Origin of the sequence: Rhodococcus sp. JG-3, assembly GCF_000482405.1 — a bacterium.
In the GTDB taxonomy this organism is placed as follows: domain Bacteria; phylum Actinomycetota; class Actinomycetes; order Mycobacteriales; family Mycobacteriaceae; genus Rhodococcoides; species Rhodococcoides fascians.
The window spans coordinates 419,636-442,923 of sequence record NZ_KI519398.1; the positions used below are offsets into that span (position 1 = coordinate 419,636).

Here is a 23,288-nt window from a genome sequence, read left to right on the forward strand (position 1 = left end):
AACAATCCCCGAACCGAAAAAGATTCAGAACTGAATCGAGCCCAATTGCACGGATTAGTTCCCGTTCGTCACGCGACGGCGAAAGATCGCTTCGCCAAACCGAACTGGAAGCCGGTGATGGCCGTCGTCACCGGAGCTTCCGGATTCTCGGCGGCACCGAGGGTGACGAACAACGGCGTGAAATGTTCGACAGTGGGGTGCGCGTACGGCATTCCCGGTGCGGCACTGCGGAAGTCGGCGAGAGTCCCGACGTCACCGCGAGACAAGGCGTCGGCAGCCCAGAGGTCGAAGTCCTCGGACCACGTCGGCACGGTGTTCGTAGCGAAATTCTCCCGGGACAGGAACGGCAGTCCGTGGGTCATGAACCCGGAACCGATGACCAACACACCCTCGGCCCGAAGTTCCTTCAGCGCAGCGCCTATCGCCATCAGCCGATCGGGGGCGTGCGTCGGCAGGCTCAATTGCAGAACCGGGACATCGGCGTAGGGATACATGACCTTCAGCGGCACCCAGGCACCGTGATCGAGTCCGCGCGCGGTGTGCCGATGCAGGTTCTCCGACGCCGGAATGGCCGCGGCCACCCGTGCAGCCAGCGCCTGAGCGTCGGGAGTCCGGTATTCCATCGAGTAGTAACGCTGGGCAAATCCACCGAAGTCGTAGACGAGTGGTGTCGCCGCAGCCGTCGCGGACAGGCTCAACGGGGCCTCTTCCCAGTGTGCGCTGACGATCAGGATCGCCTTCGGCTTAGGCATCGACTGCGACCAGGTGAAGAGTTCGTTCATCCAGAGCGCGTCGTCGAACACCGGGGGTGCACCGTGACTGATGTACAGCGCGGGCATCGGCCCGTCGTGCGGGGTCCACATCTGCTGCGACCGGCTCGCGGGTGCTGCGTCGGCGAGAAACGCATCGAATGCGGCACCCGCGACGGGCGGGTTTATCACAGAAGTCATGGCGGGTCCTTCGAAGTACCTAAGTTGAATCTTCAACTTAGCACCCATTGGGCATTCCGGCCAGCATCGATACTCTCGAACGTATGCCGGACGCCGTCTACCGCGCCCCGATGCCGAATGGCGTCGAGCGTGCCCTCACCTACAGACTCTGCGGTATGTCGGCGAACGACGAACGCTCGCTACGACGGGTCGAGCGTTTCGAGCAGGTCGCGGACGGATCTTTCGTCTGGACGCGAACCGAGCACGGCGAGTACTTCCTCGGCCGAATTACCGGCCCACTGCGGGAAGATCACAGCGCCGACGCGGTGGCGTCGAACCTGACCTTCGTCCGTGACTGCGAGTGGATCGGCGAGCCCGTTCCCGAACACGAGGTACCCGCCGCCACACTCCGCACATTCGCGCGCGGCGGGCGAAATTTTCAGCAGACGCACGACCCGCAGGTCGGTGCAGAGTCGGCTAGCGTGTGGCGAGCGCGAGGTCGCTGACCTGGGGATCGACCTGTACGAGAGAGTAACCCTGGATCTCGAACTTGTTCTCCCCCTCAGGCGGTCCGAGTACGGCGCGGACGATCAGGGTCGCGGCAGCAGCGACGAGTGCGATCACGATGACCACTGCTGCCACGATCAGCAGGGTGCGGGGGCCACCGAACAGGTTCTTCGAGCTCATGGGTCCATCATGGCCCCTCCTCGGTGGGACACGAATCTCGCTGCGTGAGTAGTAAAGGTGTTGATCAGATGTGTTCGTGGCTACAGTGAATCCGTGACCGACGCACCCGAGCCCGATTTCTGGTCGTTCATCGACACCGCCAACACCACACTGGCCCGGGAGTACGGGTTCGAGCATCAGCTGGCCACCGAGGTTCTGCTGACACTGAACCGAGCGTCGAACATTGTCACGTACGACCTCGAGTCGACGGTTCATCGCCCGCGAGGCTGGTCGTGGTCGTCGTTTCGGCTGATGTTCGTCACGTGGCTCGCCGGCCCGATCGAGCCGCGACGAGCAGCCGAATTGACCGGCATGAGCCGCGCCGCCGTGTCGAACCTGTCCAAGACACTCATCTCCGGCGGCCTGCTCGCCAGCACGCCCGACGAGAAGGACGGACGTTCGGTGCGCCTCGCCCTGACCGCGCTGGGGCACGACGAGATGGTCGCGGCGTTCGCCGAACAGAACGAACGGGAGAACGCATGGGCCAGCGCGCTCACCGAACCCGAACAGCGAATCCTGGTGATGCTGTTGACCAAACTGATCACCAACCGCAGCCAGTTCGACGTACGGGGGCGCAACTGAAGGTTGCGTAGATCACGTGAAAGTAGTTAATGTCTTTACTACAAGCGGTGACAGAACTCAGGAGAGAGCACGTGGCCTACTACCGGCAGCTCGGATCGGTTCCGCCGAAGCGGCACACCCAGCACCGAACTCCCGACGGCAACCTCTATTACGAGGAGCTGATGGGCGAAGAGGGCTTCTCCTCGGACTCGTCTCTGCTGTACCACCGCCACATACCGTCGGCCATCGTCGATGCCACGGTGTGGGACCTGCCCGATCAATCGACGACGCCCAACCATCCGCTCGTGCCGCGGCACCTGAAGTTGCACGAGCTGTTTCCCGAATCCACGGTGGCGGACACCGACGTGGTCACCGGACGACGCCTCGTTCTGGGCAACGCCGACGTCAGACTGTCCTACATCGTCGCATCGAAAACTTCACCGCTGTATCGCAATTCGATCGGTGACGAGATGGTCTACGTCGAATCCGGTTCTGCCACCGTCGAAACGGTGTTCGGTACTCTCCAGGCGCAGCAGGGTGACTACGTGCTCATTCCGCGTGCGACGACGCACCGTTGGATTCCCGACGGCCCCCTGCGCGCCTACGCCATCGAGGCCAACAGTCACATCGCTCCACCGAAGCGGTTCCTGTCGAAGTACGGCCAGTTGCTCGAGAACGCTCCCTACTGCGAACGCGATCTGCACGGCCCCACCGAGCCTCTACTCGCCGACGGCGAAGACATCGAAGTACTTGTCAAGCACCGTGGTTCGACGGGCATCGTCGGAACCCGCTACGTCTACCCGCAACACCCGTTCGACGTGGTGGGGTGGGACGGCTGCCTGTATCCGTACACGTTCAACATCTCCGACTACGAACCGATCACCGGCCGTGTGCATCAACCGCCGCCTGCGCATCAGGCATTCGAGGGGGTCAACTTCGTGATCTGTAATTTCGTTCCGCGCAAGGTCGACTACCACCCGCTCGCAATTCCGGTGCCGTACTACCACTCCAACGTCGACTCCGACGAGATCATGTTCTACGTCGGCGGCGACTACGAGGCCCGCAAGGGTTCCGGAATCGGCCAGGGATCGATCTCGGTGCATCCGGGCGGTCATGCTCACGGTCCGCAACCCGGTGCATACGAACGCAGTATCGGCGCCGAGTTCTTCGACGAACTGGCCGTCATGGTCGATACTTTCCGCCCCCTCGAACTCGGTGAAGGAGCGCTCGCGTGCGAGGACACCGGGTATGCGTGGACGTGGGCAGGCCGGGGGCCGAACCGATGATCCCGAAGTTCTTCCACCGCCTGTGCGACGACGCCGCTGCCTTCCCTCCCGGCAATGCACCACTCGATGTTGCTGCAGCACAACATCTCGAGTACCGGGCGAGTTCTTTCGCAGACCTCGTCGGCCCGTTGGTCGTTCCGATGGACCGGGTGCACGAACTCGTCCTGGGCGCCCGGATGGAGGTCGCGTTGACCGCACCTGCCGGTCCGGGCAGCGTGGAGGCAGGCCTACGCGCCGCCGACCGGACCGCCGGCGTGACGGTCGTTGCCGTCGAAGTGGCCGTACCCGACGGCACGAACATCGACGCCTTGCGCAACATCACTCAGGACATCGACATCTATGTCGAAATCCCCCGAGACTCCCGACGAGACGACATCTTCGACGCAGTCGACGAGTTCGGGTATCGCGCCAAATTCAGGACCGGCGGCGTCACGGCCGACGAGTACCCGGACGAGCGAGAGCTTGCCGGGTCCATCTACAAGGCGGCACAGCGCGAGGTCCACTTCAAAGCCACCGCGGGTCTGCACCACGCCGCCCGTAACACCGATCCCCACAACGGTTTCGAGCAACACGGTTTCCTCAACGTGATCCTCGCGGCGCAGGCCGCACACAGCGGCGCACGCGTCGGCGAGCTCGAGAAGATCCTGGCGATCCGGGACGCCGACGTCCTCGCCGGTCTCGTCGCCGGGATCGAGGGTCAACGCGCCTTCGCCTCGTTCGGCACCTGCAGCATCCGCGAACCGCTGGACGACCTGGTCCGCCTCGGACTCGTCCCACCTCAGTGAACCAAGGAGCGCGCCGTTCATGACGCACATCGACATCCCCGCCGACTCCGAGTTCGGAATCGACAACCTTCCTTACGGCATTTTCAGTACTCCTGGTTCGGACGCTCGGGTCGGAGTCCGCTACGGCGACAATGTAATCGATCTGTTTGTCGCTCTGAACGATTCGGATCTCGCCTCGCCCAGCCTCAATGCTTTCATGGCGCGCGGCCGCAGTCGGTGGGTCGAGGTTCGCGAGTCCGTCACCGCCATGATCGTCAGTGGCACGACCCCCACGGAAGCGATCGTCTCGGTTTCCGATGTCACGATGCATCTGCCGTTCGAAGTTGCGGACTACGTGGACTTCTACGCGTCCGAGCACCACGCGTCCAATCTCGGCCGACTCTTTCGTCCCGATGCCGAACCGCTGCTACCGAATTGGAAGCACCTGCCCGTGGCGTATCACGGCCGGGCAGGGACGGTTGTCGTGTCCGGTACAGATGTCAAGCGCCCGAACGGTCAACGCAAGGCACCCGACGAGGCGTCACCCACGTTCGGCCCATCTTGTCGACTGGACATCGAGGCAGAGATGGGCTTTGTCGTCGGCGTTCCGGCGAATGGTCCCATCTCGCCGGATCAGTTCTCCGAGCACGTGTTCGGTGTCGTCATCGTCAACGACTGGTCTGCTCGCGACATCCAAGCCTGGGAGTACGTGCCGCTGGGGCCGAACCTCGGCAAGAGTTTCGCGACGTCCATCTCGCCCTGGGTGGTCCCCTTGCTCGCGTTGGATCAGGCGCGGGTGTCGACACCGGCGCAGGAGCCCGCGCCGCTCGAACACCTCCGCGAATCCCGTTCCTGGGCACTCGATATCGATCTGTCCGTCACGTGGAACGGCCACGTCGTATCCCGTCCGCCGTACAGTTCGATGTATTGGTCGCCGGCCCAGATGCTGGCTCACGAGACCAGCAACGGCGCGACATCCCGAACCGGTGACCTGTTCGCGTCGGGCACCATCTCGGGACCCGAGAAGAATCAGCGCGGTGCCTTCATCGAACTCACCTGGGGTGGTAAGGAACCCGTGTCACTCGGCGCGGAGACCCGGACCTTCCTCGAAGACGGCGACGAGGTCGTCATCGCCGCCAGCGCTCCGGGGCCGAACGGGTGTCGTATCGGGTTCGGCGACGTCCGTGGCCGGATCGTTCCGGCCTGAGGCCCGTCACTCGTGCGCCCGTCGGTATGCGGGGGCTCTGGGGGTTCGATCGGACTCGGCGCTGTTGAGCAACGGCAGTGCCCGGAACTCGACCAATTGCGAGAGTACGACAACACTGGTCGACCGCGCGATCGTGCGAGATTGATTGAGCGCGATCAACGTACGCTGCAGATCGTCATGAGACGCCGCGGCGACCCGGCACAACACATCGCCGACGCCGGTTGTCGCGAATGCCTCCAACACTCCGGGTATCTGCTCCAGGACGGCGACGACGTCGCCGAGCGCACCCTGGGCAATCTCCAATGTGACGAACGCCTGCACGCCGTAACCGGCTGCTGCCAAACCGATTCGAGGCTGATAGCCGGTGATGACACCGCTGTCCTCCAATCGCTGCAGGCGGGCCGACACAGTCGCACGTGCAACACCGAGCGTTCGCGACAGCTCGAGCACGCCGATCCGCGAATTGTCGTGCAGCGCAGCGAGCATCGCCCGGTCCAATTCGTCCAACGTCGATTCCATGACGCACCTCCACTTTGCTATACGAATCGTATAGCAAAGTGCGGAACAACCTGCCCTATCTGCACAGCACGGACAGCTATTCAGGCGTCGATTGACTCCCCTGCACCGCGATGTTGGGCTGGGCGGAACAGTGTGTCTCACTCGGACCAACCAGGAGCTTTCATGAGCCTCGACAACATCCTCAACGACGACGAGAAGCTCGCCGATCTCGACGCCGATCAGCTGCGGCAGCTCGTCGGACTCGTGGAGTACGACGACAAGCGAGATCCCTTTCCCGTCAGTGGCTGGGACGCCATCGTGTGGGTGGTCGGCAACGCGACGCAGACCGCGCACTTCTTCCAGTCCGCGTTCGGCATGGAGCTCGTTGCGTACTCGGGCCCGACGACCGGCCAACGTGACCACCACGCGTACGTGCTCAAGTCCGGCGCAGTGCGTTTCGTCATCAAGGGAGCCGTCGACCCCGACAGCGAACTGGTGGCACACCACACGCGCCACGGCGACGGCGTCATCGACATCGCGCTGGCCGTACCCGATGTCGACCGATGCATCGAGCATGCGCGAGCGCAGGGCGCGCGCGTACTACAAGAGCCGACCGACATGTCCGACGAGCACGGCACGGTCCGCACCGCGGCCATCGCGACCTACGGCGACACCCGACACACGTTGGTCGACCGCTCCCGCTATACCGGCACCTACCTCCCCGGTTATGTACCGCGGACGTCGACGTTGCAGCGACCGGAAGGCGCTCCCAAGCGCATCTTCCAGGCTCTCGATCACGTGGTCGGCAATGTCGAGCTCGGCAAGATGGACGAGTGGGTCGACTTCTACCACCGCGTCATGGGCTTCACGAACATGGCCGAGTTCGTCGGGGCCGACATCGCCACCGATTACTCGGCCTTGATGAGCAAGGTCGTCTCCAACGGCAACCACCGAGTGAAGTTCCCGCTGAACGAGCCGGCCATCGCGAAGAAGCGCTCACAGATCGACGAGTACCTGGATTTCTACCGCGGCCCGGGCGCACAGCATCTGGCGCTGGCGACCAACGACATCCTGTCTTCGGTCGATGCGCTCCGCGCGGCGGGCGTCGAATTTCTCGCCACTCCTGATTCGTACTACGAGGATCCCGCACTGCGAGCCCGTATCGGTAAGGTCCGAGTGCCGATCGAAGAGTTGCAGAAGCGCGGAATTCTCGTCGACCGAGACGAGGACGGGTACCTACTGCAGATCTTCACCAAGCCGCTGGTCGATCGCCCGACGGTGTTCTTCGAGATGATCGAACGCCACGGCTCGCTCGGCTTCGGCATCGGCAACTTCAAGGCACTGTTCGAGGCCATCGAACGTGAGCAGGACGCTCGCGGCAACTTCTGACCCGTACCCCGAACGACGCCGCCCACTGTCAGCGTTCGGTGGGCGGCGCAGTTCGTCCCAGACCACCTCGGTCCTCGTCGAAGATCAACCACGTGCGCGTCGCCCGGACGCCGTCGAGCGATTGCAGGCCCTCCAGCACGACTTGCCGCAGGCTCTCGTTGTCGGGAGTCCTGATGAGTACCAGCACGTCGAAATCCCCTCCGAGCAAACTGAAGTGGTCGACGAATTCCATCGACCGCAACCCCTCGGACACACTGCGCCACGAATCCTGACGGATCGACAACGCGATGAACGCCGAGGTCCCTAGCCCGGACGCCCCGTGATCCACCTGCACGGTGAACCGTTCGATGACACCCGCATCCTTGAGCCTGTCCACCCGTGTATAGGTATGTGCCCGAGAGAGATTCAATCGATCGGCCAGCACCCGCATCGAGACCCGCCCGTCGGCAGTCAGCTCGGCGAGGATGCGACGATCCGTGTCGTCCAATTCCACACGTCTCGAGACGTCGTCCATTCGTCCGCTCCTACCTGGTGGTTCGCTACGCCGATCCGACAGATAGTCAGTTCGTACCTGAAGTGTCGGCAATATGTCTGCAATCCTACGACCATAGGACTTCTTCCTCACCGATTCGGCCAGAATCACCGTACAAGCCGATCTCAGGAGAATGCCCCATGACGACCGTCGAGAAGGTTCCGGCAACGTCCTACCAACAGTTCATGCCTGCCGACCGTCCCGTGCAGTACCTCGCACCCGATGGGACGGGCGTGGACAGTGCCGCCCGCTACGCACACCCGTCGAACGAGCGCCTGCTCGAGATGTACCGCTCGATGGTGCACGGTCGCCGATTCGACCAGCAGGCAACAGCATTGACCAAACAGGGTCGGCTTGCGGTCTACCCGTCCTCCCGCGGCCAGGAGGCCTGCCAGATCGCCGCAGCCCTGTGCCTGGGTGAGCAGGACTGGATGTTCCCGACGTACCGTGACTCGATGGCTCTCGCGGCGCGAGGCGTCGACCAGGTGGAGTTGCTCGGCATGCTCGCCGGCTACTGGCACTGCGGATACGACCCCACCGCCTACAAGGTCGCTCCCCAATGCACACCTCTGGCAACACAATTGCTGCACGCGACCGGTTTCGCCTACGCCGAGGCCAAGCAGGGACGAGACACCATCGCCCTCGCGTTCTGCGGTGACGGCGCGACCAGTGAAGGCGACTTCCACGAGGCCCTCAACTTTGCCGCGGTGTTCCGCGCACCGGTGATTTTCCTGGTGCAGAACAACGGATTCGCCATCAGCGTTCCACTCGCGCGTCAGACTGCAGCTCCGTCGTTGTCGCACAAGGGCGTCGGCTACGGCATCGGCAGCGAGCAGGTCGACGGCAACGACCCGATCGCGATGATGGCCGTGATGGACGAGGCCGTGAAGTACGTCCGAGCAGGCAAGGGACCGGTGGTCGTCGAGGCGCACACCTACCGCATGGACGCACACACGAACGCCGACGACGCCACTCGCTACCGCAAGGCAGACGAGGTGCAAGGGTGGTTGGCCCGAGATCCGCTCTCGCGCCTCGATTCCTACCTCGAAGCCCAGGGTCTGCTCACCGACGAGCTGCGCGAACAGATGACGGTATCCGCCGACGCCGATGCCGCGGCACTTCGCGCGGGCATGAACGTCGAGCAGGACGTCGACCCCGAGGATCTGTTCCGGTTCGTCTACTCCTCCCCCACCCCCGGCCTGATCGAACAGCGAAATCAGGTCGCCGCCGAGATCGCAGCAGGAGAACTGTCATGACCACGATGACCATGGCCGGAGCCCTCAACGCCGCCCTGCGCGACGCGTTGACCGAGGACGAGAAGGTCGTTGTCTTCGGCGAGGATGTCGGCACGCTCGGCGGAGTCTTTCGCGTCACCGACGGACTGACCCGAGACTTCGGTGACGATCGTTGCTTCGACACCCCGCTCGCGGAGTCCGGCATCGTCGGATTCGCGATCGGCATGGCGATGTCGGGCTACAAGCCCGTCGTCGAGATGCAGTTCGACGCCTTTGCCTACCCGGCTTTCGAGCAGATCGTGTCCCATGTTGCAAAGCTGCGCAACAGAACTCGCGGATCACTCACCGCGCCGATGGTCATCCGCATTCCATTCGCGGGCGGCATCGGCGGCGTCGAACATCACTGCGACTCGTCCGAGGCCTACTACGCGCACACCCCGGGCCTGAAAGTCGTCTCCCCGTCCACCGTCGCCGACGCGTACTCGCTGATGCGTGACGCCATCGCAGATCCCGATCCGGTGATCTTCCTCGAACCGAAGCGGCTGTACTTCTCCAAGGACGACATCGAGCTGGCGAAGACCGAGCCGATCGGCACCGCCGTCGTGCGTCGTGCCGGTACCGACGTCACTCTGCTCGCGTACGGCCCCACCGTCTCGGTTGCCATGCAGGCAGCAGAGTTCGCGTCCGAGGACGGCCGGAGCGTCGAGGTGATCGATCTGCGGTCGATCAATCCGTTCGACGACGAAAGCGTCGCAGCCTCGGTACGGAAGACCGGACGCTGCATCGTGATTCAGGAAGCGCAGGGCTTCTCCGGCGTCGCGGCGGAGATCGCCTCGCGCGTCTCCGAGCGCTGCTTCCACCACCTGCACGCGCCGGTGCTGCGGGTGACCGGACTCGACATTCCCTACCCGGCACCGAAACTCGAACACTTCCACCTACCGTCCGCCGACCGTGTGCTCGATGCCATCGACCGACTGCAGTGGAACGACGCGCCCGACCTCAGCAAGGCGGTCACGGTATGAGCATGCAGGTCTTCCTGCTCCCCGATCTCGGTGAAGGACTGACCGAGGCCGAGATCGTCGAGTGGAAGGTCAAGCCCGGCGACACCGTCACCATCGATCAGGTCGTCGTCGAAGTGGAAACCGCGAAAGCCTCCGTCGAGGTGCCCTGCCCATTCGAGGGTGTTGTCGGCGAGCTGCATGCGGCCGAGGGCACCTCACTCGCCGTCGGCGCTCCCCTGATCAGCATCACCGGCGGTGCCGTCGCCGATACGCCTGCAGCCCACGAGCGATACCGCGAAGAAGAACGCGCCGGCTCAGGAAATGTGCTGATCGGCTATGGCACGGGACACGGCCCCACCGGCCGCCGAAAAAGAGCTTCGCATGTGAGTGGAAACTCGACCCAGGCTACGAATTTCCACTCACATGCACCGAAGGTGCTCTCCCCCATTGTTCGGAGCATGGCACTGCAGGGTGGGTTGGATCTGGCGTCTATCGAGACAGCCGGCGGCCACGGCGTGATCACCCGCGCGGACGTGGAACGCGCCTTGGCCGGTTCGGCCGATGCTTCCTCGCCGGAGGGCGTCACGCGAATTCCCATCACCGGGATTCGTAAGACCATCGCCGACAAACTCTCTCGCAGTCGTACGGAGATTCCCGAGGCGACCGTCTGGGTCGACGTCGACGCGACGGCTGTGCTGCAAGCCCGACGTGACCTCGACGCCTCCGTCGACGGCGTGAAGGTGACGCTGCTAGCGGTGCTGGCAAAGCTGACGATGATCGCGCTGTCCAAGTTCCCCGAGCTCAACAGCACGGTCGATACTGCGGCGGGCGAGATCCTGCGATACGAGAACGTCGGACTCGGCATTGCCGCGCAGACCGATCGCGGATTGATGGTTCCTGTTGTGCCGCAGGCCGACAAGGCCGATCTGAAGGAGCTCTCTGAGCGGTTGGCCGAGCTGACCGAGCTCGCGCGAACCGGCTCTCTCCCCGCAGCTCGACTGAGCGGCGGAACGTTCACCCTCAACAACTACGGAGTGTTCGGGGTCGACGGCTCGGCCGCGATCATCAACCATCCCGAAGCCGCGATCCTGGGCATCGGACGCATCATCGACCGCCCGTGGGTGGTCGACGGCCAATTGGCCGTCCGCAAGGTTGCGCAGCTGTCATTGGCGTTCGATCACCGCGTGTGCGACGGCGGAGTGGCCGGCGGTTTCTTGCGCACCGTGGCTGATTTCGTCGAGAACCCCGTCGTGGCATTGGGATCCGTCCGATGAGTGACGTCGACGTTCTCATCCTCGGTGGCGGATCAGGTGGGTACTCCTGCGCCCTGCGCGCCGAGCAACTCGGCCTGACGGTCGCATTGGTCGAGGAGGACAAGCTCGGCGGCACCTGCCTGCATCGCGGATGCATCCCCACCAAGGCGCTGCTGCACACCGCCGAGGTCGCCGACGCGGTGCGCGGTTCGGCGCATGTCGGCGTCACCGCATCGTTTGCTGGCGTGGATATGCCTGCGGCACTGGGCTATCAGCGCAGTGTGGTCGCAGGCTTGTATTCCGGACTGCAAGGCTTGTTGAAACGTCCGGGAATCGAGATCGTCTCGGGCCGTGGTCAGGTGGTCGGTCCTCGCACCGTCGAAGTCGATGGGCGACGCATCACCGGGGCTTCACTGGTTCTCGCCACCGGGTCGTATTCGCGCACCATCCCCGGTATGGAACTGGGCCCACGTGTGCTCACCAGTGACAGCGCACTGTCGCTCGACCGTATCCCCGAGCCTGTCGTCGTGCTCGGCGGCGGTGTCATCGGTATCGAATTCGCCAGTATCTGGGCCTCTTTCGGTGCCAAGGTCACCGTCGTCGAGGCCCTCGATCGCATCGTTCCGGGTGAGGACGAATGGTCCTCGAAGCAGCTGACCAAGGCATTGCGCAAACGCGGCATCGACATTCGTACCGGCACCAAGGTCGAGACCGTGACCGAATCTTCCGACGACGTCGCAGTGGCACTGTCCTCCGGAGACACCCTCGCCGCAGATCTTGTGCTCGTGTCCGTCGGTCGTGGACCCCGTACCGATGGCCTTGGTCTGGCCGAGCAGGGCATTGTCACCGAACGGGGCTTCGTCACTGTCGACGACGATCTGCTCACCACCGCGGACGGCGTCTATGCCGTCGGCGACATCGTGGCGGGGTATCAGTTGGCTCATCGCGGTTTTCAGCACGGCATGTTCGTCGCCGAGCACATCGCCGGCCTCGCACCGGCACGCATCGACGGTGATCTCGTTCCGCGCGTGACCTATTCGCATCCGGAGGTCGCATCGGTCGGACTCACCGAGAAGGCCGCGGAGCAGAAGTACGGCACCGTGACCTCGGTAGTCTACGACCTCGGCGGCAACGGCAAGAGCCGCATCCTCGCCACCGCGGGCGGAGTCAAGGTTATTCGCGCACGTGAGGACGGCCCCGTCGTCGGGGTTCACCTCGTCGGTGACCGCGTGGGCGAGCTGATCGGCGAGGCGCAACTCGCGGTGGCATGGGAAGCACTGCCATCGGAGGTCGGTAGCTTCGTGCACGCCCACCCCACTCAGAACGAAGCATTCGGTGAGGCAATGATGGCGCTCTCGGGTAGGCCGTTGCACGCGCATAGCTGAGCATTGGTGGTCGATGTCTTTCCATCCGGCGGACGAGCAGGACACAATGGATACTGATCGGTAGGTTCTATGAACGCGGGGTCCGAGCAGGGGGCGGTTTCGACATGGAGATCAAGCAGCTCAGATACTTTCTAGTGGTCGCCGAGGAACTGCATTTCGCCCGTTCGGCGGAACGATTGCACGTGGTCCAGGCCGTGGTCAGTCAACAGATTCGAAGACTCGAACACGAGCTGGGTCAGCCGTTGTTCGACCGGTCCAAACGTCAGGTGACACTCACCCCCGCCGGGTGCAGGCTGGTCCCGGAGGCTCATGCAGTGCTCGACGCGGTGGCACACGCCGCGGCGACTGTGCAATCTCGCTCCGATGAGCCGGACGGGCCACCACACCTGCGACTGGGGATAGCTGGAGGCTCGGGCACTCGCGTCGATCTGGTGCTGGACCACCTTGGAACTCAGTTTCCCGATCTGCTCGTCACACTGGAAATCGGGCAGGTGTGGGAGCAACTCGACGCTGTTCGTTCGGGAGCACTCGACGCCGCACTTGTTCGCCTGCCCAGGAACGATCACGATCTGGAGATGACTCCGGCGTGGTTCGACCGGATCGTCGTTGCGATTCCCACGCGCCACCCACTGGCTTCCAAACCCGATCTCACGCTATCTGATCTGGCGGACCTTCCGCTGCGTCTGATTCCGTCCGAGCAGAACCCCGCCTTCGCCGCCACCGTGCTCCGTGCTTGTGCGGACGCCGGGTTCGAGCCGGCCACGGGAGTTCCATTCCGAGATCTACAAGCGACAGTGCTCGAACTCGGCTCGGGACCACCATCGTGGACAGCGATGTACGAGGGCTCAGCACAAGCGCTGTCGACCGAACGCGTCACCTTCCGGCCCGTGACCGATCCTGGCATGGCCGTGCAGATGTGGTTGGCGGTACGAGAACGGACCACACTCGTCGACGCCCTGGCCGAAGCGTGCGCCCGCATCTGACCTCCGATTGTTTTTCGTGAACGCTGAGTGCACGAATTGATTCTGGTTCACACCGACGGATCGGCGTTGACTCGTCGTCGTACAGATTCACACCCTCGCGGTGTGACCACACGACGAGATCGGATACGCCGATGTACACGACGATCAACACCCCTGACTCTGATACTCCCATCCAACGCCTCGAAGCCGAAGATCCGAAGCCGGCCGCCGATGAGGCTCTCGTGCAGATCCATTCGTTCTCTGTCAACCGCGGGGAACTCTCCCTCATGGCCGCGAGGGGCCACGGCTGGCGACCCGGCCAGGACATCAGTGGCGTCGTGATCGATGCGGCCGCAGACGGGAGCGGACCCAAAGCAGGCACACCCATTGTCGGAATGGTCGACGGAGCCGGATGGTCCGAACTCGCAGCCGTGCGCACCGACCGAATGGCAGTCCTCCCGGATACGTTGGGCACCAACATCGCTGCCGCTCTACCAATGGCGGGGCTGACCGCGCTACGCACTGTGCGTATGGGTGGCGACCTCCTGGGACGCAAGGTCCTGATCACCGGCGCCAACGGCGGCGTGGGTCGATTTCAGATCCAATTGGCAAGTGCCGCAGGTGCGTCGGTCACAGCGACCACGACAGCCGGCGAGAACGAAGCCAGCGAACTGATCGAACTCGGAGCAACCGAGGTCACTACTACACCGTCGGATGCATCAGGTCCCTTCGATCTGATTATCGAATCAGTTGGCGGCGCAGTACTCGAAGCGGCACTGTCCGTGCTGGCACCCCGTGGCACGCTGGTAATGATCGGCAACAGTTCTGGTAGCAAGGCCGAGCTCGATGTGTTCTCGTTCATGGGTCACGAGGGCGCAACGATCACCAACTACATGTCGTATGCAGTCGCGTACCCCGAACGCGAGGACCTCGAATTGCTCGTGGGCTTGGCCGCCGACGGCCGCCTCGATCCGACACCCGGGTACTGCGTCGACTGGTCGGAACTCATTCATGTCATCGAACTGATGAAACGACGCGAATTGCCCGGCGGAAAAGCTGTACTCACGATCTCCCACTGAAACTGCATCATCGATTACTCGAGGCCAACACGGTGACATGCCAAACGGTCAGCGGGCACGACCCTTGACTGCCAGCTTGCATTTTGCAAGTATCACTGCATGAGCCTGTTCATCACCTGTCCCGTCGAGAATGTCGAGCGCGCAACCGCCTTCTACACAGCCCTCGGCTGGACGCTCAACCCCGAGATGTCCGACCACAACGTGTCGTGCTTCGCCATCACACCGGGGCAGTACGTCATGCTCGGAAGCCGCGAGATGTATGCGAGCGTGGGTGGCACCGAGGAGCTGATCGGCGGTCCCCACACCCCGTCGAAGGTCACGGTCTCGTTCGACCTCGGTAGTCGCGAGGCGGTCGACGAGCTCACCGAGCGGGCCGGTGCTGCCGGTGGACGCATCGGAGACATCGATGACTACGCCTTCATGTATCAACGGCAGTTCGACGACCTCGACGGCTACCACTACTCGCCGTTCTGGATGAAGCCGGACACCGATACGGCCGAATGAGCGACCTCGCCGCCGCCCTCGACATCGTCGGTGCCCGGTGGGCACTTCTTATTGTCGAGCGACTGCTCAAGGAACCGCAACGGTACGGCGATCTGCAGCGCGACCTGGGAGTACCGACGAACATGCTCGCTACCCGGCTGCGCGAACTCGAAGCGGCAGGAGTGTTGACCCGTCTCCCCCTTCGGCACAACACTCGCGCGTACGCGCTGACCGAGAGAGGTCTCGCCTTGCGTGACGCAATTGTCGCACTCGAACAATGGGGCAAAGAGGCTGCAACACAGGTTAGTTGAGCTCACGCGGAACGAACACCGTCTGGGCCACATACGCGACGACAGCCCCGCAACTGGGCTGGTTGCGGGGCTGTCGTCGTTGGGTCAGACGTTCAGATCCTCGTCCCTACGGTTCTTGATGCGCGAGGTCGCGATGAACGAGATCGCCGCCAGGATCATCAGGTAGATCGAGATCGACATCGAGGTACCCGTTCCCTTGAACAGTGCCTCGGAGATCGTGGGGACGAAGGCTCCACCGAGCACGGTGCCGATGGCGTAGCCGATGGATGCTCCACTGAATCGGACTGCTGCGGGGAACATTTCGGCGTACAGCGCCGGCTGTGGTCCGTAGGCGAGGCCGAGTCCGACGGCGAAGAGTCCGAGGGCCACGTAGATCCACTGCAGCTCACCGGTATCGACGAGCAGGAAGAACGGGATGGCGCACAACACCATTGACGCGTTGCCCAGGTTCATGATGGCGGTCCGGGAGTAGCGGTCGGACAGATACGCACCGAGCAGGGTGAACACACCCCACACGAGAGCCGCGAACAGACTGGCCACCAACACGTCCACACGGGCGAGCCCGTGCTCCCTCGTCGAGTACGCGACGATGAAGCCACCGACGATGATGTAACCGTTGCCGTTGTTGCCGACGAACGACAGCGCGGCCAGCATGACCTGCTTCTTGTTGGTGCGCCACAGTGCACGAACGGGAGTGTGGTTGCGCTCCTTGCGTTCTGCGAGCTCCTTGAACACCGGAGTCTCTTCGACGCGGCGTCGGATGTAGAAGCCGACCAGGATCAGCACGAAGCTGATGAGGAACGGAATACGCCAGCCCCAGGCCTCGAACTGCTCTTCGCTGAGCAAACCGGTGCACAGTGCCAACGTTCCCACCGCGATGAGCATGCCGAGCGGAACACCCATCTGCGTTGCGGCACCGTAGATTCCGCGCTTGCCCTTCGGCGCGTGCTCGACGGCCATCAATGCCGCGCCGCCCCATTCGCCGCCGGTCGAGAATCCCTGCAGGATGCGCAACACGATCAGGATGATCGGAGCCCAGATGCCGATGGTCGCGTAGGTGGGCAGCAGTCCCATTCCGACGGTGGCCGCGCCCATGAGGGTGAGGGTCGCGATGAGGACCTTCTTGCGACCGATCTTGTCGCCGAAGTACCCCGCGACGATGGCCCCGAGAGGACGGAACACGAAGCTGATACCGATGGTCACGTAGGCGACCAGCTGTCCGGACGAGCCCATGGGCGCGAAGAACAGCTGAGCGAAGATCAACGACGCGGCCTGCGCGTAGATGAAGAAGTCGTACCACTCGACGGTGGTTCCGACCATGCTGGCCATCGCGGCGCGGCGATGCTCACGCGACACCCCGGTGGGCGTCTCGACCTGTGTTGTCATCGACGATCTCGTTTCGTTCGGGCTCCGGCGCTCGTGAGAGCGAGCGACAGTTCGGAGTGACGTGGGGTATGAACAGCGGCGGATTCAGGTAACCGACGAACCGGATAAAACTCACCGTCCATTCGGTCGGTAATTACTGTGACCGGCGCCACCGTAGTTTGTCAAGGTGGTCGCGTGCATAACAAGGCCCTGCCCACACTTCGTCGGAAACTACCGATCGAGACCTCGTGCTTCGTCCGAAACGACGCAGACATCGACAGCGCCGCCCGACATACTCGAATCCATGGCTGCTCCGACCACCCTCGTTCTCCATTCGCCGGTCATCGACGAACTGATGCGCGCCCTCGGTGCCGACGCGGTGGTGACCGACCCGGACATTCTGCAGAGCTTCCGGCACGACGCCGCCGCTCTGTGCGAATCCGCGCTACCCCTGGCGGCAGTGCTACCGAGCACCGAATCGGACGTACAGGCGATCATGAAAATCGCATCGGCACATCGCATTCCCGTGGTACCGCAGGGCGCATTGACCGGCCTGGCGGGAGCCGCGAACGCCAGCGTCGGAGCCATTGCCCTCAACACCCGGCGGATGAACAAGATCGTCGAGTTGGACGTCGTCAACCGCACCGCCGTCGTGCAACCCGGTGTCACGAACAAAGAGCTGAAAGATGCTGCCCTGCAGCAGGGGTTGACGTACCTCCCTGACCCGTCCAGCTGGGAGGCGTCGACCATCGGCGGCAACATCGCCACCAACGCCGGCGGTCTGTGCTGCGTGAAATACGGCGTCACAGCACGGTTCGTCCGTGGTCTGCGCGTCGTACTCGCCGACGGGCGCGCCACGTTCGTCGGTCGACGCACTGTCAAAGGCGTGGCCGGGCTTTCCCTGGCCGAACTGTTCGTCGGATCCGAAGGCACACTCGGAATCATCACCGAGGCAACCGTAGGACTCGACTTTCCGGCTGCCACTCCGCTGACCATGGCCGCGACCTTCCCGTCGACTTTCGCGGCCGGTGAAGCGGTGACGCAGATCCGGGCCGCCGGTATCACTCCGAGTCTGTTCGAGTTGCTGGACCGCACCACCATCGCCGCGATCGACGCGTACGCCCGGATGGACTTCGGCACCGACGCCGCGGCCGTGCTGATCGCTCAGTCCGATATCGGCGCAGGCTCTGTGCAGGAGCTCGAAGCCATCGCCGCACTGTGCACCGCAGCCGGGGCAACCGATGTGGCCGTTGCCGAGGACGAGGTCGAATCGGAGCAGCTCGTGCAGGCCCGTCGACTGGCGTACCCGGCACTCGAGCGTCTCGGCTCACCGTTGGTCGACGATGTGTCCGTTCCTATTTCGCAGCTCGCCGCGATGATCGACGAGGTCGGACGCATCGCCGAGCGCATCGGCATCGTCATCGGCGTCGTCGGCCACGCAGGGGACGGCAACATCCATCCGACGGTCATCGTCGACCCGATGGACCCTTCATCGTTGGCCAAGGCACACCGCGCGTTCGACGAGATCGCGGCATTCGCCCTCTCTCTGGGCGGGACCATTACCGGTGAGCACGGAGTCGGCCTGCTCAAACGCGATCTTCTCGAGACCGAACTCGACTCTGTTGCAGCGGAACTGCAGCGCGGCATCAAGGAACTGCTCGACCCGCATTACCTGCTCAACCCAGGGAAGGTCCTCACCGCCCGGTCGTGAGCCGCAGCGACATCCACACCAGTAAACGGGTGTCCACGTCGTCGAGATCGAGACCGAACAACTCCTTGGTACGCCGAAGTCGGTAGCGAAAGGTATTGGGGTGCAGGTACAGCGACGCAGACGCGGCAGCGACGTTGGATTCGTGTGCCAACAACGCCAGCACCGTCGCGGCGTATTCCGTACCTTCCGAGGCATCGCAGGACAGCATCCGTTCGACGGCAGGCAACGCGAGCGACACCTCCGACAGTGCCTCCCCCGCTCTCCGAAGAGTGACCGATACGCGATTCTGCTCGAATGTCGTTGTCTGCGCGCCCGTTTCGATCGCGTCGAGTACCCAGTGAGCATGCTTGAGCGCTATCGCGGGACGGGCGTCCGGGCCACCGATCGCGAAGCTCACCGCAGCACCGAAGGCCGCCTCTGCGCGTCGTCGAACCTCCTCTGCCTCCGCAGCGAATGCGCGTTCGTCGTCGGACTCCACCACCAGCAGGACGGTGTTCCCGTCGACGATGCATCCGGAGTCGCCCGCGTTGCCGAACGTGAGCTGCAGCAGACCAGCGAGCTGCACCAACACTTTCTGCGCTCGCGGCGACTTCACTTCTGCGGCCAGAACGGCGTAGCGCTTTCCCGGCGTAGTGACGACCTCGGGATCGGTCAGTAACGCACGCACCCTGGGATTGTCGGCATCGGCCGGATGATGTCGGGCCGACAACAACGGCACTGCAGCTGCGGCCGCACGCGTCAATGCAGCCACTGCCGCAGGGGCCGGCGGACGGATGCCCGCACCGGACGCAATGCACCAGATGGAGCCGAGGTACTCACCGTCGACCGAAACCGCTACTGCCAGACGGGGTAGCGCACCGGCCACATCGACGACGTGCACGGTCGAGCTGCGCCGGAAGTCCGGATCGATGTGATGCACCATGTATCGAGCCGGGACCTGCTTGCCCAGAATGCCGTCGCGTCGCACGTCGTCGATCGGCTGCCCCGGCACCGACGAATACGCCACCACATAGCCCTGCGGATCCATCACCGACACAGCACCACCCACCGCAGTGGCGGTGGCGTCTGCCAGCGCCGACAGGTCTGCAGTGGTCACCGACTCACAGTACTTCCACGCGCCGGATCGCTATCGCGCTATCGTGCGACTGTCGCCTCGGAATTCGGCGATCAGCTCGTCTCGGCACGTCACCGACACGTCGTAGATACCGTTGCGGCCGAACCTCGCACGCTCGTCGGCGTCGGCGACGAGGACGTCACCGACCTTCGTCGGACGGAGGTACCGGATGTCGCATCGGGCAGCGACGGCCGAATCCTCGTGCGAGTTGCAGGCCATAGCGAACGTCGTATCCGCAAGCAGGAAGACGTATCCGCCGTGCGTGATGGCGTAACCGTTGACCATGTCCTCGGTCACGACCATCGACATTCTCGCGTGACCGGGTGACAGCTCGATCAGTTCGATACCGAGCTTGCGGGACGCGGCGTCGACCTCGAACATCTCCCGCGCAATAGGCGAATCCGTCACGGCCGCAGCACCGAACGCTCGTTCTGGGTGAACATCGTGACGCCACCGGTCGCGAAGTTGCGCAGATCCTTGCCTGCCGCTTTCATTTCAAGCGACGCCAATCCTGCCTTCAGCGATGCCTCGTCCGCGAAGTACAGACTTGCGATTGCGTAGTAGGGCGGCGGGGACTCGTCGAGCGAGTCGAGCGTGCCCCAAGTGAAGTCGACCAGGCCGGGAACTGCGCGAGCGAGGGGCACGTGCACCTCGGCGTAGTGCCGATCGAAGGCGGCAGGGTCCTCGGGCATTCCGTAACAGACGGCTACTCGCACGCTCATGACGCGGCCTCGGGCTTCGCGACCAGAGTGAGTACGTCGTAGGTGGCGACGGGGTCACCGTCCTGGTTGACGACCACTGCGTCCCACCGCACCTCGCCGTAATCGGCACTTTGGCGCGGTGTGATGAGCTTGGCCGTCAACGTGACCGTCAGCGAATCCTCGGCCTTGACCGGCGTCAGGAAGCGCAGGCTGTCGACGCCGAAGTTCGCCAGGACGGGGCCCGGTGCCGGGTCGACGAACAGCCCTGCGGCCAGCGAGACCACCAGGTAGCCGTGCGCCACGATGCCGCCGAACAACGGATTTGCCGCTGCCGCTTCGGGATCGGTGTGCGCGTAGAACGTGTCGCCGGTGAATTCGGCGAAGTGATCGATGTCGGCGCGGGTGACCTGTCGTGGGCCACCGACGATGGTATCGCCCAGTCGCAGTTCGCCGAGGTTCTTGCGGAACGGGTGAACGTCGCCGGTCGTCCGCTTCGCTCCGGTGACCCACTTGTTGCCGATGGCCGTCAGCACGTCCGGGGTTCCCTGGATTGCGGTGCGCTGCATGTGGTGCAGGACGCCGCGGATACCGCCGAGTTCTTCACCACCGCCTGCGCGGCCGGGTCCGCCGTGCACCAGTACCGGTAGCGGCGAACCGTGACCGGTCGATTCCTTGGCGTCCTCGGAATTCAGGACCAGGATGCGCCCGTGATACGGAGCGGTGCCCAGGACGATCTCGCGCGCGATGGCCGAATCTTTGGTCACCAGAGATGCGACCAGAGAGCCCTTTCCGCGGGCGACGAGGTCGAGCAGGTCCGCGGTGCTGTCGTAACCGATGACGGTGGAGACGGGCCCGAATGCCTCGATCTCGTGCGGTTCGGGTGCGCTCTTGTCGCCGGCCCGCAACAGGACCGGCGCCATGAAGGCACCAGGCCGTGAATCCACGGTCTCGGGATCACCGAAGACGACGGACGCCGACTTGATCAGTCCACGAATGGATTTGAGGACCTCGTCGCGCTGGTCGATGCTGGCGAGTGCACCCATGGTGACGCCGTCGTCCTGCGGGTCACCGACGACGACCTTGTCGAGCCTGGCCTTCAGCGCCTCGATGACGGGTTCGACCGAGTCCTGCGGCACCAGCACGCGGCGGATGGCCGTGCACTTCTGGCCGGCTTTGGATGTCATCTCGGTGAAGACACCTTTGACGAACAGGTCGAACTCCGGATCAGTGTGTGCCACATCGGAACCCAGGATGGACGCGTTGAGAGAATCGGCTTCCGCCGTGAAATGGAGTCCCTCGCCGACGACGTTGGGGTGTGAGCGCAGGGTCGCAGCGGTTTCGGCCGATCCGGTGAAGGCCACCGAGTCCTGGCCGCCGAGGTGGTCGAGGACACCGCGGGCACTGCCACACAGCAACTGAACCGACCCCTCGGGCAGCAACCCCGACTCGATGATCCGACGAAAGACAAGCTCGGTCAGGTACGCAGTTTGGCTGGCGGGCTTGACGATCGAGGGCACGCCCGCGATGAACGCGGGTGCCAGCTTTTCGAGGAAGCCCCAGACGGGGAAGTTGTACGCGTTGATCTGCACGGCGACGCCGCGCCGGGAGGTGTAGATGTGCTGACCGAGGAAGGTGCCCTTCTTACCGAGCTGCTCGATGGCACCGTCGAGATAGACCGTCTCGTTCGGGAGTTCGCGTCGAGCCTTGCTCGCGTAGCTCAGCACGGTGCCGAAACCGCCGTCGATGTCGACGCCGGAATCGCGGGTGGTGGCTCCGGTGTGCCGGGAGAGTTGGTAGAACTCCTCTTTGCCGGCCAGCAGCGTGAGACCCAGTTGTTTGAGCAGGGCTGCACGCTCGTGGAACGTCAGGGCTGCGAGCGCGGGCCCTCCGACGGTCCGGGCGTAGTCGACCATGCCTGCGACGTCGAGACCACTGGATGACACCCGGGCGATCTCACTGCCGTCGACGGCGCTCAGCAGCGGCGTTCCCTCGTCTGTCGCGGAATACCACGTGCCCTGGGCATAGCTTTCCAGAAGTCTGCTCACAACGCCTCCATCTCACCGTACGTTCGGTCGGTAATTACCATCGCCGCCGAACGCCGAGAAGTCAAGACTTACGTTGCTACGTGCGGCGCAGGCCGTCGAAGGTCAGAGCCACGACGGCGTCGGCCAATTCCTCGACGGATCCGCCGGTGCGCGGGCGGTACCACTCGATGAGCGAGTTGACCGTGCCGAAGACGAGCTTGGACGCCAGAGCCGGGTCGACACCGGGACGCAGGTCGCCCTCCTCGGCGGCGGCGACGACGAGCCCGGTGACGAACGTGTCGAATTCGCGCCTGCGGGCGAGAGCGCGCCGCTCGACGTCGGTGTTGCCCCGCACCCGCAGCAGCAGCGTCACGTAGGGCAGTTCCGCGCACAAGATGTCGACGCTGCGACGCACCAGGTATTCGAGGCGATCGATGTACCGCCCGGTGGTCGCCCGATCCTCGGTCGTCACGGCGAACAGTGCATTGAGAGCCCGCGACAGCGCGAGTTCGAGCAACTCGGACTTGCCCGATACGTGGTGGTAGATCGACGACTTGGTGATACCGAGCCGCTTCGCCAGAATCTCCATGCTGGTGCCGTCGTACCCACGGTCGTTGAAGACCTTGACCGCCACGGCCAAGAGGGAATCCAGGTCGTATCCCGGCCGCCCTGGCTGTCCGGTCTTGCGCGGCGCGCGTGCGGTTGTCATTGCCACATCTTCGCAGTCGGCGGACGATTCCACAGCACCACGGGCAGCAGACCTTGCCAAACG

Annotated in this window: 25 protein-coding genes; 15 read left to right on the forward strand and 10 right to left on the reverse strand. The window is 63.8% G+C overall.

Going from position 1 to position 23,288, the window contains the following annotated elements:
- Positions 1-68 precede the first annotated feature (68 nt).
- Complete coding sequence (locus K414_RS0103230; protein ID WP_027494628.1) at positions 69-950, reverse strand: class III extradiol ring-cleavage dioxygenase; 882 nt, start codon at positions 948-950, stop codon at positions 69-71.
- Positions 951-1,033: 83 nt separating this feature from the next.
- Between K414_RS0103230 and K414_RS0103235 the strand changes: the two genes are divergently transcribed.
- Complete coding sequence (locus tag K414_RS0103235; RefSeq protein WP_027494629.1) at positions 1,034-1,435, forward strand: hypothetical protein; 402 nt, start codon at positions 1,034-1,036, stop codon at positions 1,433-1,435.
- Here the strand turns inward: K414_RS0103235 and K414_RS29255 are convergent.
- On the reverse strand, positions 1,407-1,616 hold the full coding sequence (locus K414_RS29255; protein WP_032367822.1) for a hypothetical protein: 210 nt from the start codon (positions 1,614-1,616) through the stop codon (positions 1,407-1,409). The genes K414_RS0103235 and K414_RS29255 overlap by 29 nt on opposite strands.
- Before the next feature lie 93 nt (positions 1,617-1,709).
- On the opposite strand from K414_RS29255, the gene K414_RS0103245 reads away from it, so the two are divergent.
- From K414_RS0103245 to fahA, 4 genes are all read left to right on the forward strand, one after another.
- Positions 1,710-2,237 (forward strand): MarR family transcriptional regulator, encoded by a 528-nt coding sequence (locus tag K414_RS0103245; RefSeq protein WP_027494630.1) that lies wholly within the window; start codon positions 1,710-1,712, stop codon positions 2,235-2,237.
- 71 nt (positions 2,238-2,308) lie between these two features.
- Positions 2,309-3,502, forward strand: a complete 1,194-nt coding sequence (locus tag K414_RS0103250) for a homogentisate 1,2-dioxygenase (RefSeq protein ID WP_027494631.1) — start codon at positions 2,309-2,311, stop codon at positions 3,500-3,502.
- Positions 3,469-4,287, forward strand: a complete 819-nt coding sequence (locus tag K414_RS0103255; RefSeq protein ID WP_051364914.1) for a hypothetical protein — start codon at positions 3,469-3,471, stop codon at positions 4,285-4,287. The genes K414_RS0103250 and K414_RS0103255 overlap by 34 nt, the downstream gene beginning before the upstream one ends.
- A gap of 19 nt (positions 4,288-4,306) precedes the next feature.
- Positions 4,307-5,473 (forward strand): fumarylacetoacetase, encoded by a 1,167-nt coding sequence (fahA, locus tag K414_RS0103260; RefSeq protein WP_027494633.1) that lies wholly within the window; start codon positions 4,307-4,309, stop codon positions 5,471-5,473.
- Between the two features lie 6 nt (positions 5,474-5,479).
- Here the strand turns inward: fahA and K414_RS0103265 are convergent, their stop codons facing one another.
- The gene (locus tag K414_RS0103265; protein WP_027494634.1) at positions 5,480-5,992 is read right to left on the reverse strand and encodes an Lrp/AsnC family transcriptional regulator; all 513 of its coding nucleotides are present in this window, start codon (positions 5,990-5,992) and stop codon (positions 5,480-5,482) included.
- 162 nt (positions 5,993-6,154) lie between these two features.
- Here K414_RS0103265 and hppD point away from each other — a divergent pair, with 162 nt between their 5' ends.
- The gene (gene hppD, locus K414_RS0103270) at positions 6,155-7,360 is read left to right on the forward strand and encodes a 4-hydroxyphenylpyruvate dioxygenase (protein WP_027494635.1); all 1,206 of its coding nucleotides are present in this window, start codon (positions 6,155-6,157) and stop codon (positions 7,358-7,360) included.
- 28 nt (positions 7,361-7,388) lie between these two features.
- Here hppD and K414_RS0103275 read toward each other — a convergent pair whose 3' ends face one another.
- Positions 7,389-7,874, reverse strand: coding sequence for an Lrp/AsnC family transcriptional regulator (locus K414_RS0103275; protein WP_032368670.1), 486 nt, complete (start codon positions 7,872-7,874; stop codon positions 7,389-7,391).
- A gap of 158 nt (positions 7,875-8,032) precedes the next feature.
- Here K414_RS0103275 and pdhA point away from each other — a divergent pair, with 158 nt between their 5' ends.
- The 8 genes from pdhA to K414_RS0103315 all read left to right on the forward strand — a co-directional run bounded on the left by pdhA (position 8,033) and on the right by K414_RS0103315 (position 15,601).
- The gene (gene pdhA / locus K414_RS0103280) at positions 8,033-9,148 is read left to right on the forward strand and encodes a pyruvate dehydrogenase (acetyl-transferring) E1 component subunit alpha (protein ID WP_027494637.1); all 1,116 of its coding nucleotides are present in this window, start codon (positions 8,033-8,035) and stop codon (positions 9,146-9,148) included.
- Complete coding sequence (locus tag K414_RS0103285; protein ID WP_027494638.1) at positions 9,145-10,149, forward strand: alpha-ketoacid dehydrogenase subunit beta; 1,005 nt, start codon at positions 9,145-9,147, stop codon at positions 10,147-10,149. Before pdhA ends, K414_RS0103285 begins: the two co-directional genes overlap by 4 nt.
- Positions 10,146-11,402 (forward strand): dihydrolipoamide acetyltransferase family protein, encoded by a 1,257-nt coding sequence (locus K414_RS0103290; protein ID WP_027494639.1) that lies wholly within the window; start codon positions 10,146-10,148, stop codon positions 11,400-11,402. The genes K414_RS0103285 and K414_RS0103290 overlap by 4 nt, the downstream gene beginning before the upstream one ends.
- Positions 11,399-12,766: a dihydrolipoyl dehydrogenase gene (gene lpdA / locus K414_RS0103295; RefSeq protein WP_027494640.1), complete on the forward strand. Its 1,368-nt coding sequence runs from the start codon at positions 11,399-11,401 to the stop codon at positions 12,764-12,766. The genes K414_RS0103290 and lpdA overlap by 4 nt, the downstream gene beginning before the upstream one ends.
- 104 nt (positions 12,767-12,870) lie before the next feature.
- Positions 12,871-13,749, forward strand: coding sequence for a LysR family transcriptional regulator (locus K414_RS0103300; protein WP_027494641.1), 879 nt, complete (start codon positions 12,871-12,873; stop codon positions 13,747-13,749).
- Positions 13,750-13,880: 131 nt separating this feature from the next.
- Positions 13,881-14,807, forward strand: coding sequence for a zinc-binding dehydrogenase (locus tag K414_RS0103305; protein ID WP_027494642.1), 927 nt, complete (start codon positions 13,881-13,883; stop codon positions 14,805-14,807).
- A gap of 99 nt (positions 14,808-14,906) precedes the next feature.
- The gene (locus tag K414_RS0103310) at positions 14,907-15,311 is read left to right on the forward strand and encodes a VOC family protein (RefSeq protein ID WP_027494643.1); all 405 of its coding nucleotides are present in this window, start codon (positions 14,907-14,909) and stop codon (positions 15,309-15,311) included.
- Positions 15,308-15,601, forward strand: coding sequence for a helix-turn-helix domain-containing protein (locus tag K414_RS0103315; protein WP_027494644.1), 294 nt, complete (start codon positions 15,308-15,310; stop codon positions 15,599-15,601). Before K414_RS0103310 ends, K414_RS0103315 begins: the two co-directional genes overlap by 4 nt.
- Before the next feature lie 84 nt (positions 15,602-15,685).
- Here K414_RS0103315 and K414_RS0103320 read toward each other — a convergent pair whose 3' ends face one another.
- Entirely contained in the window at positions 15,686-16,987 is a 1,302-nt protein-coding gene (locus K414_RS0103320; RefSeq protein ID WP_027494645.1) for an MFS transporter, read from the reverse strand.
- 283 nt (positions 16,988-17,270) lie between these two features.
- Between K414_RS0103320 and K414_RS0103325 the strand changes: the two genes are divergently transcribed.
- Complete coding sequence (locus tag K414_RS0103325; protein ID WP_027494646.1) at positions 17,271-18,677, forward strand: FAD-linked oxidase C-terminal domain-containing protein; 1,407 nt, start codon at positions 17,271-17,273, stop codon at positions 18,675-18,677.
- Here K414_RS0103325 and K414_RS0103330 read toward each other — a convergent pair.
- The 5 genes from K414_RS0103330 to K414_RS0103350 all read right to left on the reverse strand — a co-directional run bounded on the left by K414_RS0103330 (position 18,661) and on the right by K414_RS0103350 (position 23,225).
- Positions 18,661-19,773 (reverse strand): PucR family transcriptional regulator, encoded by a 1,113-nt coding sequence (locus tag K414_RS0103330; protein ID WP_027494647.1) that lies wholly within the window; start codon positions 19,771-19,773, stop codon positions 18,661-18,663. The two genes, K414_RS0103325 and K414_RS0103330, sit on opposite strands and share 17 nt — an antisense overlap.
- A gap of 30 nt (positions 19,774-19,803) precedes the next feature.
- Entirely contained in the window at positions 19,804-20,172 is a 369-nt protein-coding gene (gene paaI / locus K414_RS0103335; protein ID WP_051364915.1) for a hydroxyphenylacetyl-CoA thioesterase PaaI, read from the reverse strand.
- Positions 20,173-20,195: 23 nt separating this feature from the next.
- The gene (locus tag K414_RS0103340; protein WP_027494649.1) at positions 20,196-20,513 is read right to left on the reverse strand and encodes an EthD family reductase; all 318 of its coding nucleotides are present in this window, start codon (positions 20,511-20,513) and stop codon (positions 20,196-20,198) included.
- The gene (gene paaZ, locus K414_RS0103345) at positions 20,510-22,537 is read right to left on the reverse strand and encodes a phenylacetic acid degradation bifunctional protein PaaZ (RefSeq protein ID WP_027494650.1); all 2,028 of its coding nucleotides are present in this window, start codon (positions 22,535-22,537) and stop codon (positions 20,510-20,512) included. The genes K414_RS0103340 and paaZ overlap by 4 nt, the downstream gene beginning before the upstream one ends.
- Positions 22,538-22,613: 76 nt before the next feature.
- Entirely contained in the window at positions 22,614-23,225 is a 612-nt protein-coding gene (locus tag K414_RS0103350) for a TetR/AcrR family transcriptional regulator (protein ID WP_027494651.1), read from the reverse strand.
- Between the last annotated feature and the right edge of the window lie 63 nt (positions 23,226-23,288).